This window comes from Mesorhizobium sp. M1227 (assembly GCF_040318315.1).
Classification (GTDB): domain Bacteria; phylum Pseudomonadota; class Alphaproteobacteria; order Rhizobiales; family Rhizobiaceae; genus Mesorhizobium.
In genome coordinates, this window is record NZ_JAMYLZ010000004.1 from 233,589 (window position 1) to 247,573 (window position 13,985).

General features: G+C 61.5%; 5 protein-coding genes. 1 reads left to right on the forward strand and 4 read right to left on the reverse strand.

Annotated features, from left to right (window positions below; genetic code table 11):
• The first annotated feature begins 56 nt into the window (after positions 1-56).
• Complete coding sequence (locus tag NKH28_RS08740) at positions 57-1,046, forward strand: substrate-binding domain-containing protein (protein WP_352470518.1); 990 nt, start codon at positions 57-59, stop codon at positions 1,044-1,046.
• Between the two features lie 729 nt (positions 1,047-1,775).
• On the opposite strand, the gene NKH28_RS08745 is transcribed toward NKH28_RS08740, so the two are convergent.
• From NKH28_RS08745 to NKH28_RS08760, 4 genes are all read right to left on the reverse strand, one after another.
• Positions 1,776-2,426: a hypothetical protein gene (locus NKH28_RS08745; RefSeq protein ID WP_352502906.1), complete on the reverse strand. Its 651-nt coding sequence runs from the start codon at positions 2,424-2,426 to the stop codon at positions 1,776-1,778.
• Between the two features lie 32 nt (positions 2,427-2,458).
• On the reverse strand, positions 2,459-8,920 hold the full coding sequence (locus NKH28_RS08750) for an RHS repeat-associated core domain-containing protein (RefSeq protein WP_352978472.1): 6,462 nt from the start codon (positions 8,918-8,920) through the stop codon (positions 2,459-2,461).
• 25 nt (positions 8,921-8,945) lie between these two features.
• The gene (locus NKH28_RS08755) at positions 8,946-11,783 is read right to left on the reverse strand and encodes a leucine-rich repeat domain-containing protein (RefSeq protein ID WP_352685414.1); all 2,838 of its coding nucleotides are present in this window, start codon (positions 11,781-11,783) and stop codon (positions 8,946-8,948) included.
• A 65-nt stretch (positions 11,784-11,848) separates the two neighbouring features.
• Positions 11,849-13,966 carry an RICIN domain-containing protein gene (locus NKH28_RS08760; RefSeq protein ID WP_352871000.1) on the reverse strand — a complete coding sequence of 706 codons (2,118 nt, stop codon included), beginning with the start codon at positions 13,964-13,966 and terminating at the stop codon, positions 11,849-11,851.
• Between the last annotated feature and the right edge of the window lie 19 nt (positions 13,967-13,985).

Here is a 13,985-nt window from a genome sequence, read left to right on the forward strand (position 1 = left end):
TTGGAAGACCATGAAACCAAGGTCTGGCCATAGGCCCGACGAGGAGGAGAGCAAGCATGACAACGATGGAAAAAGGATCGAGGCGCGCCCTGCAGGTCGCCTTTCTGGCAGGCTCTTGCCTGTGCATGGCGGGTGCTGCCCAAGCGGCCGACCCGATGGTCAAGGCCTGCGCCAAGGACGGCCAGTTCATCATCGGCTTTTCGCAGGCGAACAATGCCGAGCCCTACCGCCAGCATGTCAATGACGAGCTGACCGCGGCGGTCAAGGATGTGCCGCAGTTCACGCTGCAGATCGCCGACGGCGCCGGCAACGTCAACACGCAGACCTCGCAGGTGGACAACTTCATAACCCAGAAAGTTGATCTGCTGTTGATCTCGCCCTTCGAGGCAGCACCCATAACCCCGGCGGTGAAGCGCGCGATGGATGCCGGCATTCCCGTCATCGAACTAGACCGCAAAACGGTAGGCGACCCCGGCAAGGACTACACCGCCTTCATCGGCGGCGACAATTACAAGATCGCGCTCGAAGCGGGCAAATACACCGCAAAGACCCTGCTCCCGGAAGGCGGCGAGGCGGCGGTGCTTGAAGGGCTGCCGAGTTCGACGCCAGCGGTGGAGCGGCTCAACGGCTTCAAGGACGGTGTGAAGGAGAATGCCAAAATCCAAGTGGTGGCCGAGCAGGCCGCCGACTGGGTGCCCGACAAAGCTCAGACCGCCTTTTCCGCCATGCTGCAAGCGCACCCGGACATCAAGGTGCTCTATGCCTCGAACGACATGATGGCGGCGGGTGCGCTGCTCGCAGCCAAGGGCGCGGGCAAGCAGGTCAAGATCATCGGCACTGATGGCCTGCCGGGTCCGGCCGGCGGCATCGAGGCCGTGGCCAAGGGCGACTGGGCGGCAACCTTCACCTACCCGACCGGCGCCAAGGAAGCGATCGAGATGTCGAAAAAGATCCTGCTTGAGTGTGCTTCGTCGGTGGAGCCGACGGTGACGGTGGACACGACCGCGATCACGCCGGAAAATGCCAAGCAGATGACGGGAAACTGAGGGCAGGGCCGACAGCAGAGTTGATACGACAAGGCCCGGGAGTGGGCCTTGTTGTTTTTGTGAGCGAGCCGGCGTGGTCGTCGTCGGTCAAAACTCCGGCTAGAAAAATCCCGGCGGTCGAAGGACGGCACGCAGTTGAGCGCGTAGGCGGCATCAGCCCGTCTCGCTGCGATTTCAGCTGGATCTTGCAAGCAGCCTTGCCACGGGCTCGTTTCCATTTGGTTGGCGCCAGGCACTCGCGGAAAGCGCGAAAAGCGCCTCTATTCGGGAATAAAGCGGTCACGCCGATGACCGCCATCGTCACCGCCGCCGCCCTCTCGAGAAAGACTTCGGCGCTCATGAGGATACCTCGGTCCGCAATCCGGTCGTCATCACCAAAACGGCGGCACGCGCCGTGCTGCTGGCCTACGGGGGTTTTGTCCGGCTGTTGGGCGCGACAGGCGGGTCGAGCTGATAGCGGAGCTCAACAAGGACGATATCGCTGCGGTCGAAGCCTCCGCATGGAGCCGAGTCTCGACCATCTCACGACGAGCTCTCTGAGCCAAAACCAAAGTCGCACAGGTCTTCCGATATTCCTATCTCTGGCATTGGCACACCGGGAAGGCGCGGAGAAGGCGACAAGGACCGGCCCGCTTGGTGCTGGCGCTGGTCGGCCCCCACAAAGCACGTGGACAATACCAGTCTAGCCCTTCGTCGGCGCCAGATGTTGCTTGCTACCTCGCGGCTAGCCTACCGCAGGTCCAGCTGCAACAGGCCGCTATAATCCTCCGTCGCCAGGAAGAAGCCCTCGTCGATCGCCTTGGCTCTGAAAGCGGGATCGTCGCCGAGGTTGCGAAATTCCGGCTTCAATGTGCCTGATGCATCGAAGTAGCGATCTCGAAAGGTCGCCCGGTCAAGCCCGGCATAGTCTTTACCCTGACCTGCGACCGTGCAGGATTTCAGTTCGGTTTGGTCGGCAGCGTCCGCCGGGAAACTCTTCCTTGCAAAATCCATGGGACCGATGCCTGGAGCAATGCTGCGGGGGAATTGCGTGACGCACCGCTTCGTCGCGTCACCCGCAGCGATCGTCAGATCGAAATAGGGAGGCCTCAGCCCCTTGGTCGCGAGGTAGGCAAAGGCACGAATGCGATTGGCTGCCTTCAACGTATCAAGGTCGGTCGTCTCCAGAATGCCGCCATCGATGGTGAGCTTTCCCGACCCGCCAAGTGCGGCAATTTGCTTCTGCAGCCAGTCTGCGTCACGATCGATCCAGGTCAGGAAATCGAGTGGCATCGCTTGCGGCTCCTTCATCTGCGGGTTCATGGATTGAGCGAGGGCCGCCGCAGTGATGAGCATCGCCAGCCCGGCCAGCGCTGCCGTAGAGAGAGGGAAGTTACGCATGTCATGCCTCCGTCCTTCTGCGTTGCCGCGAATCAGTTGTAGTGGTTGCGCGGCTTGATACCGAGCATGTCGCGCAATTGGTTCTCCGTTATGTCGTCAGGCCGCGGCGTTCCGCCGACACCGACGGTCCGCGCTTCCTCGTCCATGGAGGTATGTGGCTTTCCATCAAGCCCGTTGTAGGTGGCTGGACCCATGCCGGAAATCTGTCCCGCCTGGATGTGGGAGGCGTGGATTTGCTCATGGGCGAGCACGATGCCGGGATCGGCCGGGTTTGTCGCGACCGTGCCGGTCGATTTGTCGAACTCGCTCGACGTGCGGATACGGGCTGCCGCCGGATCGTAAGAGATGACCGCTCCTCCCGGTGTCGTCGTCGGATCCTTCGTGTGATCGGCGAGATCGGTTCCGGTGCGGCCGGCCACGTTCTGGATCGTCACCGTTTCTGGGCTGTCGACAATCCTCTTGGTGAGTTCGCGCCCTGTATCCATCCCGGTACCGGGTACGAAGAAGTCCTTGACGTCGAGCCAGGCGCCGTGGAGCCAGCTTTGCGAAACCTCGCCGGTCTTGCTGTCGACTCGGGCAGTCGGGTCTGTGCGTTGGATATCCTCCTCAACTTGCCGCCGATAGGCGGCATCGCCGGCCACGATCTCCTTGAGACCTGTCGGGTCGATATAGGCCATCGGATTATTGTTGGCATATGCGAAGAGATTGCATGATGTGGGGTTGCCGGTGCAGCGCTCAGGATCGCCGACATACAGCGGGTCGGGTGAGACGAAGCGGCCAAGGGCCGGATCGTAGTAGCGGGCACCGAAGTAGTAGAGCCCGGTATCGTCGTCGAGATATTTGCCGGTGAACCGATGGTGGGTTTTTTCGCGCGGCAACTCGCCCGAAATATCCGTCAAGTGATCGGCCCAGGCAGGAGCCAGTACTTCCGGCTTGTGCTCGGTTCCGTATGCGCGATAGAGCATTTGCTCGACCGGGGCGCCGCCCGAGGCGATCACATAGTCGCTGCTCTCGATATGATCCTTGAGGTAATAGAACCATTTACCGGTGCCGTGCTCGAGCCGCACCAACTTGGTCGAGGCAATGTTGACATAGCTCTCTTCGCCCTTTGGGCCGACCTCGAATGTCTCCACTGGATAGAGATAAAGCTGGTCTGGCTTCGATCCGTCCGGAGTAACGATCTTCTTGTATAGGCGTCGACCGGTCTGGTCGTAGCCGTAGAAGACGTCGTTGGTCACGGTTTGCGCTCGGATGAGCCGGCCGTTGATGTCAAAGACAGTGCCGGTAAGGTTCGGCGACGTCGCCAGCTGGCCGAAGCCATCGAAACCATATGGCTTGGACGCGCTGCCGGCCGGAATGAGGCCGGTCGCGCTGGCTGCCGCCGGGACAATCCGTGCTCCGGGATCGAGCTCGTCATTGCGGGCGAAGGTGCCGGCAGGCGAATAGCCGAATTCGGCATGTTTGCCATAGCGATCGATACTCACGAGCTCGTTCTTGAAGTCATAGTGAAAGGTGCCGGAACGGTCGACATGGGTCGCGTCGCCGGCGCCACTGCCCAGCGCATCGACGATCTGTGTGATGGAGCCGTTCGAGTTGAAAGCCATGGTCAAGTCCTGCAGCGGAACGCCTCCCGCTTGCGAGACGATATGCGTCAGGAACAGCGTCGTCGGATCGTAGGTCATCTGCGTGAAGGCGCCGAGCCGGTAGTTGACGCGCTCGACCCGTCCTTCCGGATTGTACGTGATGTTCTCGATCACTTTCTGCGGGCCGGCGAAGTCCGGATGGGATACCGTCACGGAGCGGAGATTCTTGTCCGGTCCGAGCGCGAATTTCGACGTCAGGCCGCGTGGGCCGATCGATGAATCGATCCGGCCATCAAGCGTGTGATGGAAGCGATCGGCATACTTTGCGTGGTTGATCTCCACCTCGTTGGCGGTCATGCGGCCGTTCGCGTTGTAGGCGTAGCGTTCGGCCGCATCGAACAGGCCGTTGGGATCGTGGATGATGACCTCGGTTATTTTATCGAGCGGCAACGCGATCGGCACTTCGAACCCGGCCGCAGAGGCTATCTCGACGCCCCGGTCGTAGCGGTATTCGAGATGGAGGACACCGTCGTCAACCTCTGTGAGCTTGCGGTTAAGGAAGTCGTAGGTGGACGTCTGCACGGAAGCTTCGCCGTTCACGCCGACGCGCGCGATCGCTGATTGCCGCCCGCGCGCGTCGTAGAAGGCGTACCGGTCGCCCATTCCGGGGATCGACTGGAATTCGATGTCGCCGACCGAATTGTAGATCAACCGTCGAGGCGCAGTTTCGCCCGGCAGCCAAATCTCGCTCAAATAGCCGAAGGAATCGCGCACGAAGCGGGAAATTTGCATCACGCCGTCGCCATTGGCGGCGATGAAGCCGGTCACCCCGTTCTCGTTGCTGAGCGAATATTCCTCGCTCCGCACCGTACCATCGAACTGATCGGCATAGGTCGTTATTGTGTGCGTGCCCCAAGGCCCGAAGGTCATCTCGGAAACCTTGCCCGACGGGTAAGACTCACGCACCATGCGGCCCGTTGCGTCGTAGGTATATGTGTTGCCGATTTCGTGATCCGGACGCGGAACGTCGCCCAGCTCGAAGACCTTCTGCAGGTTCAGATCGTCGATACCGCCGAAGCTCCTGACGACGAATGGGGTCCAGCGGAAGACCAGTTTCTCGTTGCGATTGTAGAGCGCGAAGTTGCGGACCCGCACGCCCCCCTCGGCAACGCTTTCCAGGTCGGCGATCTGGTTGCCGCGGGCGTTGTAGGCGGCGAGCTCGGCAATGAATTCGCTTTCGCTTTCCGGAGTTTGGGCAGCGCTTGCGTAACGGCGCTTCGATGTCAAGATCAGTGAGGGCAGGCCGCTCTCGCCGATCTTGTAGCTGTAGAATTTCTCCGCACCGTCGGCTGCCACCTCATGGATCCTACGGCCGAGCGCGTCATAGTCGTTGGTGACGACCATGCCGAGGGGAGTCGTCATCGTTCGCACAGCTCCGGCCCGTGGCCCGTCGTAGGTCATTGACGTGATCTGGTTGAGCTCAGGCGCACCACCCGCCATCTTGGTGTGGCTCATCGGCGAGGTGCCGGTCTGTTCGTAGAGAACGGCCTCTGTCTGCCCAAGGTCGTCCGACAGCGCGGTGGTGTTGCCAAAGACGTCATAGCCCATTCTCTTGGTGAGGGTGCGGGTGGCGTTGCGGAACTGCTCGAGCGACGCCGGCAAGTTGCTGAGGCCGGAAAAGACTTCGAGTGTCCGGGTGCCCATGCGACCGCCCGCGTCGGCTAGATAGGTGAAGCTTTCACGGCTGAGCAGTCGCGTTCCGGTTAGGATACGGCGCTCGGATGCGGCGTTGACAATGCTGAGCGCGGCGAGATCGGCACGCGACTGCGCATACCCGGTCTGGGTGGTGCGGCTAAAGCCCTGAATGGTCAAATCCGCGGGTCCCGGGATATCGCGAACCTGCACAGTTTCCGAGGCGGGCATATTGAATTCGTCGAAATCGGCATACGTCTGGACCTTCACCGGGTCCTTACATTCGGGATCGGCCGGGTCCTGCTGTTCGGCGTCGCCGGCGGAACCGGTCAGCGTCTCCTTGACCTTTCTGAGATAGGACGAGCCGTCGCCACGCGAAAACGTCTCCCACACCGACGACTCACACTTCAACATCATCCCGGTCGTCGGCAGCTTCTGGGTGCGCGTGGCGGTCGACAGCGAGTGCAGCGCCGCCGCCGACGGATCGAGCGTCTCGGTCGTCTCCGCGCTCGCGACGAGCGTCGCCTCGGGCTTCACTTCATAGGTCTTGCGGATCTTCAGTTTGCCGGCGAGGTTCAGGTCAGCCGCCGTTTCCGCGAAGGTGTAATACTGTTCGCGATCGAGGCTTGAGCGCTGCGTGACCCGCTGGCCGGCCGCGTTCTCGTCGCCGTACGCGATCCTCTCGACGTCCGAGAAGCCGATAAAACGGCGATTGATCACATCGTAAAATGGATTGTGGTAGAAATATTCGTCCGTCTGCACTTGGGCGCGAACCTGGCCGGGTATGCCCTGCGACGTGACGAGTTGCTTGGCAACGACAACGGGAAAATGCAGGTTGCGCGTCGGCTGGCCGTTGGCGCGGTCGCGCAGCATCTCGTCGATCGAAGTCGCATAGCGAATGTCGTGCCGGCGGCCGGAATCGAAGTCGACGACCGTGAGCAGGTTGGCCTTGACCAACTGCACCGTGTCGGTGCGGTTGAAGTCAATCACGACGACGGGCTTCACCTCGTCGCCGGACGGCTTCTGGAACACGATGATTTCGCTCTGGCCGTCGCCGTCGATGTCTGCGACGCGCGAAGCGAAGGTCTGCGTCGACGCGCCCAGTTGAACCCGCAGATTGAGCGCGATGCTGAGCGGATCCTTCAGGTAGGTCCCGTCGCCGAAGCCGAGCCAGACGCGCATCTGGTCAGTGCGCTCGCCCATCGACGCGAAATCGATGATGCCGTCGCCGTTGGCGTCGATGTACCACATTGTGGCGAGGTTATCGCCGGGCTGCATGCCGCCAATCTTCGAGAAGCTGCCGTGACCGCAGACCGGATCGTTGATCGCGGCGTCGCCAAACAGCAGCGCATTCGGGTCCTTCGAGAACATGTCGCCCTGGTTCTCATAGAGGCAGAAGCCCTGGTCAGCCGGGCGGATGACGACGAGATCGGGCAGCCGGTCGCCATTGATGTCGACCATCCGCACATTGTTGCGGCCGAGTATCTGGCCGTCCTGACTGTTGAATGGGAACGCTTTGGTAAGCGCTCCGAAATTGACGTTGTAACCCCCATCGGCCTGCCGCCGGGTGAGATTGAGAAATATCCGCCATTCCGTGCGGCCATCAGCATTGAGGCGCGTCGTGACGATGTCGGACAGGCTGTCCATATTAACGTCGGCGAAGCGGCCGTTGCCGCCCGCGAATGTCGTTGGCGAGACGCCGGGCAGCGGGATCGAGCGGCCGAGATAAGGGAAGGTCCCGTCGGCTTTGCCGTCATAGACGTGCATCAGCCCGTCTTCGATTTCGACGATATCGACGAAGCTGTCGCCCAGGATGTCGGCAAAAGCGAAGCGATTGTCGGTGAGCCGGGGGGCGATCTGGCGCATTAGTCCAGCCTCGGTCGGACGCGACAGCACGAGTTGGCTGGTGTCGCCGAAGGCGCTGTTCAGGTCGCCGCTTCCGAGATGCACCGTCGCGCCGTCATCCTTGGTCTGCACGATGTCGACCAGTGCATCCATGTTGAGGTCGGCCAATTCGAAATTCTGCGGCGGGATGTCGCCGGCGAACGCCATTTTCGGCGCTTCGAACACGACGGGGCGCGACGCCAGTTCGGCGCTTGTCCACGACGAATAGCCGAAATGGATGTCCGGGAACTTCAGCGTCGATTGCGCCAGCGCCTCGCCGCCGGTGTCACCATACCGGTAGAGCACGCGCAGCTGGTCGAGCACATTGACCGACTGCGCGTCGATGAGCGGCGTGAGGTCGGCCTGAGCCTTCGCCAGGCAGTCCGGATGCGCCCGGACGACGAACTTCGACGTGTCACTGGTATCACGGCCGACATATCCCATGCACCATTGGGCGTAGACGGTGTCTTTGAACTTGGCCGTCACCTTGCCGTAGAGCCGGGCGTTCTCCTGTTTGCTGCCATTGGTGTGGCTTACGAGCGTCGATTGCGTCTCGATCAGCTCGAACTGATAGCTGCTCTGACCGCCGGCGAAGCTGGCGTTTGTCAGGTAGCTGCGTCCACCGAAACGCTGGTACTCGTAGCGGATGGCTTCGCGGTTGGCATTGAGCTGCAGCACCAGGGGCCATTTCGTGACATAGGGCGCGGCTACATCGAAATTGCCCTCTGCCACGGAGGAATCGCCGCTGAAGATCAGCCGTGTTCCGTTGGCGTTGATCACCTCGAAACCGGAGGAGATGGTGTCGGTGTGTAGGCCGCCCGTCAGGTCGAGCGAAAGGACGTCGAACGCGCCAGTGTGGTAGAGGATCTTGACGAAATCCTCGGCATATTCGGGCTTGTACTCCCAGACGCCGTTCTGGTTGCCGAGGAAGATGAGCCGCGCGCCCATATACGACAGGCGGGAGAAGAAATCGCCGCCTGGCTTGGTGCCGGGCACGGCCGTGCCGAGATCGTCATTGACGGCGATCGCCTGGGTATTGAACTGCCAGCCGATACCGAGCCCGTTGCCGGTATCGCCCGCGAACTGGCTGTAGGTGAGGCTCAGTTGCGGCCCGAACTGGCCGCGCGTCGGCAGGGTGGGTAGCGGCACGGTGAAGTTCGCCGATCCCGTATTGTTGTTCAGCGTGAAGCTGCCTTCCTCCTGCGTGACAGTGCCGCCCGCAGCGGGCAACTGCACAATCGACGTCGCAGATTTGTCTTCGGCGCGGGCCGGTGAGCCGAGTACTGCGGCGCCAGCGGCCAGGGCTGCGAGGGCGGTAAGGGTCTTTATGAACATGGGACTACCTCTCCGGATGCAGGCACTACTGATGAATTTGCGGACCCACGATGATGAGCTGTAAGCAGTTCGGGCGCGGACAGATGACCGAGGGCTGGACGGCGATCGCGTCGTGCAAGTGAATGTTTCCATCGAAGATGCGCCACGGCTCGCGGTTGCAGGCTTCGGCGACTTGAGGGAGGAGCGGCTGCGGGAAGGAGCAGACCGGATTGTTGCCCAGATAGGTCTTTCCGATCACCGGATGGACGCTAGCGAAGTTCTCGATCCGATTGCCTCTCAGATCGACGACTGACAGCGCCGGAAGCGAGCCAAGCGGCAGCGCATCGAAGACCCGGTTGTTGCGCAGATCGATATCCGACAATGCCGGCATGTTCGATAGATTGCCGACATTGGTGATCTGGTTGTCGTTCAGGTAGATGTATTTGAGCCCGCTCGATCCGAAGCGCGGGATCGCGGATAGCCGGTTGGTGGCGAGGTTCAGTTTCTGAAGTCCTGTCAGCGAAGCGATCGGCGACGCGTCGGTGATCACATTGTCGAAGAGGTTAAGTTCGCCCAGCGCCCGGAAATGGACCACCGGGTTGACGGCGATGATCGATTTCTTGTTCAGAGTCAGGCTGGTCAGTGACTGCGCCCAGTTCTGCGCTGCACTGCAATCTGCGCTGTCGACGTGGTCGGCCTGCATGCGGCTGTCGAGCGCCGCCATGAAGCCGCGGGCGTCGCCGAGCGCAATAGAATCGAACCGGTAGACGATGCAGTATTCAGCGAAGCTGGCGTATTGCAGTGGCAGATTGCGCATGCCGGCATCCTCGAGCAGCGGCAGGTCTGCCAACGGCGTCACGGATTGTACGTGTGTGTTCGAGAAATAGAGCTTTGTCAGCTTGTTGAGCATTCCGATGCCGATCAGGTTCGACAGGGGATTGCCGTCGATGTTCAGTTGTTCGAGGCGGCGCAGCTGGAGGATGCCCTGGATCGAGGGGATCTGGTTGTTGCGGATCCAAAGCTTCGTCAGCCCCGGTACCGCCGACAGCGCCGAGACGTCGGACAACTGGTTGTCGGACAGGTCGATGGAGGTCAGATTTCCCATCACCGGGAAGAGCGAGACGCTGGTCAACCCGCGGTTCTTCGCATCGGCGAACTGGCGCGAACTGAGATCGTCATAGGCTCTGCCGCAAACAGTCTTGCCCGAGATCGATAGCAGCGCGTTCACTTCCGCGGTTTGCGCGGGCGTTAGAAAGTCGGTCTGGTTCCGCATCAGGCATGCCGACAGGAAGTCGCTCGCCTGCACGGGATTGTCGGAAAGATCGAGACTGATCAGGCCCGACAGCGCTGCCAGCGGTCTGACATTGGCGATCGAATTCTTCGACAGGTTGAGTGTGCCGAGATTGGTCAGGCCGGCAAGCGGCGAGACGTCCGTGATGGCATTGTTGGACAGGTTGAGCGAGGTGAGTTGCGGTAAGGTGGCGAGCGGACGCAGATCGCTGACGATCTTCGACGACAAATCGAGTGCGGTGGTCGCCAGCAGCTTGTTGCCGACCACCAAGCACGTCCCGCCACCCTCCAGTTCGACCATGGCTCGTATGGTTTGCCCAAGCGGGGTCGCCGCGTCGCGGTGCAGCACGCACAGGTCAACGAAGCTCTGCCCGCCATTCGCCACGATTGGATTGCCGCTGAGATTGATGGCCAGCGTCGAGGGGAAGCTGCCGAGATTGGCGAAGGTTTCGATCTTGTTGTTGGCGAGGTTGAGACTGGTCAGGCCGCCGAGCGCGCTGAGCGGATCGAGCATGTCGCCCGTGAGGCCATTGTTGGCGATGGACAGGATCGAGAGCGCCTGCAGGAATTGCAGCGGCTCAAGGCTGGCGATCTTGTTGTCGTCGAGTGTGAGGTTCGTCAGCAACGCCAGCGCCGACAGCGCGCGGATGTCGGTGATGTCGTTGTCGGAGACGTCGGCCCGCGTCAGCGCGATCAGTGGCGCCAGGGCGTTGATGTTGCTGACGTGATTGCCGGAAATATCAAGAAAGGTCAGTGTCTTGAGCTTGGCCAGCGGCCCGAGTTCGGCGATCGAGTTGTTGCCGGCGATCGACAGGCTGGTGAGGTTCGTCAGCACCGCAATCGGCTCGAGTGATTGCACGCCCTTGCCGCTCAGGTTCAGCGTCGTGATCGATTCCAGGAAGGTCTGTGCGGTGGCGCAGGCGGCCGGGTTGCCGAGCGCGGAGACTCCGCCGGGCGTTGAATCGAGCACCGCCATCACGGTCGCCGTTTCAGCCGGCGTGCGGTCGCCCTTGATGCACCATTTCGCGAAGGTGGTCGGCTTGTTGACCAGCGGCGCGCCCGAGAGGCACGTGATGGTGTGGATCTTGCCGGCGAAGAACGGCGTGGGGTCGGCGTTCAGCGCCTGGTCGAGATTGAGCTTCAACTCGGTGACCAGCGGTGCGCAGGATGGAATGTAGAGCCGGTCGGAAAATGTCGTCGCGCCGAAGTCTGAGGGAAATTGCAAGTAGTAGATGAGGCCGCCGCCATTATCGTACGCGAACACCTTTATTGGGTATGTCTCGCCCGAGGGGCACAGCAGCGGATTGGCGGCCGGATCCGCGGCGACGATCGCGCTGTCGACGGCGGTCAACACCTCCGAGGGAACCGTCGCGAAGCCAAGTCCGCGGATCACTGCTTCCTCGTCCGCCTGGTCCTTGCAGCGGATGCGGTAGCCGCGCCCGTCGGAGATAAGCAACGGATAATGCAGCCGGTTCGCCTCCAGCGCCGGATCCTCGAACAGCACAACCTTCGGCTCGTCCGCGCGGGCCGGGCCGGCGGCGGCGGCCACGAGCATGACCAGAACAAGGAGCAGCGATTGGCCGATGCGGTTCATCTGGTTTCTCCTTTCGAGGCTCAGGCTGATCGATGCGGCTCAATCAGCCCGAACCAATGGCAGCGCTACATCTCGTCCGCGGTCTTGATGGTCCAAAAGCTCGACGGCTCGCGATCGCAAGTGAACTGAAGGGCCGGGATGTTGTTCAAGTTGCTAACCCCGCCGGCAATGATCAGGCACTTGCCTGTCTGGACGTTTTCCGCCTGAACTCCGTCGCGCGTCTCGACAAGGTTCCAACGACGCGAAGGATCGCTGTCACAGTTGAACTGCAAGGCCGGGATGTTGTCTTCGGTACTGAGTCCGCCGGCAATCGTCAGGCACTTGCTTGTCCGGACGTTGGCCACCTGGAAGCCATCGCCCGTCTCGACCAGCCTCCAGCGCTGCCATTGACTGCCGTCGCAGTCGAATTGCACCGTCGGTGCATTGTTGTCGGTTCGTCCTTCCGCGACCGAAAGGCACCTTTCGGTTTGCCGGTTCACCAGCAACACTTCCGGGTCGGCCGCCCGGATGCTCCAGAACCGCGACGGATCGCGGTCGCAATTGAATTGGAGGGCAGGGACGTTGTCATCGGTGCTCACCCCGCCGGCAATGGTCAGGCATTTGCTCGTCTGCATGTTTTCAGCCTGGAAGCCGTCGCCGGTTGCGGTCAGCTTCCAGCGCCGCGACGGATCTCGGTCGCAGTCGAATTGAAGGGCCGGGATGTTGTTGTCGGTGCTGACACCGCCGGCAATCGTCAGGCATTTTCCGGTCCGCACGTTCTGTAACTGAAAACCGTCATTCGTCTCGACCAGCTTCCAGCGGCGCCACTGGTCGCCGTCGCAGTTGAACTGTACGGCCGGCGCGTTGTTGTCGAGGCGCCCCTCGGAAACTGCCAGGCATTTGCCGGTCTGCATGTTTGCCAGCACCACGTCTCCCTCCTTGATCGCCGTGATGCAGGCTTCGAAAATTTTCCCGGTGGCCGCGGTCGATTGCTCCGGTCGACTGATGCAGACCGGATTGCCGTCCAGCGAAGGCTTGAATGGCAGGATGGCGCTGACGGACTGCACCGTGGCCAGACGGTTCGCGCGCAGGTTAAGAGAGGTGAGTTCGGTAAGGCCCATCAAGGCGCGCGCATCCGTGACGCGGTTTTTCGACAGGTCGAGCGCCGTGAGCTCTTGCAGAAACCGCAACGGCGACACGTCGTCGATCTTGTTGCTGGCCAGAACCAGTCGCGTCAGCGCCCGCGCCGAGGCGAGCGGCCGCAGGTCGGCGATCTGGTTGGAACTGAGGTCGGCGTCGGCCAAATCCTTCATCACGCCAGTCACGTTGATGTTGCTGATCCTGTTTCGCGACAGATCGAGAAAGGTAAGCTTGGTCAGCTTTTCCAGATCGCGCGTGTCGGCTATTTCATTGCCGGACAAGGTCAGGCGCGTCAGATGGGTAAGTGTCGCCAGCGGCTCGAGATTTGTCAGCCGTCGCCCGGCAAGGTCGAGCGTCGTGCTCGACGCGAGAAAGTCCTGCGCGCTTGCGCACGCCGCCGGATTGCCCAACGCGGAGGCACCGCCGGGTGTCAGCTCGAGCAGCTCCTCGACCGTCGTCTGCTGGGCAGGATCAAGGTCGTTCTTGATGCACCAACTGGCAAAGGTCGTCGGCCGTCCGACAAGCGGCGGGCCCGCCAGGCATGCGATGGTATGGACCTTTCCGGCAAAGAAAGGGGTGGGGTCGGCCTCGATCGCCTGATTGAGGTTGAGCTTTAACCCTTCGACCAACGGCGCGCAGCCGGGAATGTAGAGTTGGTCGGAAAAGGACGTTGACCCGAAATCGGTCGGGAACTGCAGGTAGTAGACGAGCCCGCTGCCGCTATCATGCGCAAAGACCTTGATCGGGTAGTGCTCGTCGGATGGGCACAACAGCGGATTGGCGGCTGGGTCGGCCGCGATGACCGCATTGTCGACGGCGCTCAGCATTTGCGACGGGAAAGTTACTAAGCCCAGTCCGCGGATCACTGCTTCCTCGTCCGCCTGAACACTACAGCGAATGCGGTAGCCGCGTTCTTCGGAGATGAGCAGGGGATAGTGCAAGCGAGTGGCGTTCAGCGTCGGGTCCTCCAACAGAACGAGCTTCGGTTCCTCGGCTCGGGCCCGACCGGCGCCGATCACCGCAAGCAGCGCCAGCAGGAGCAGCGATCGGGCTATGCGGGTCATCTGGTTTCTCCTTTCCGCT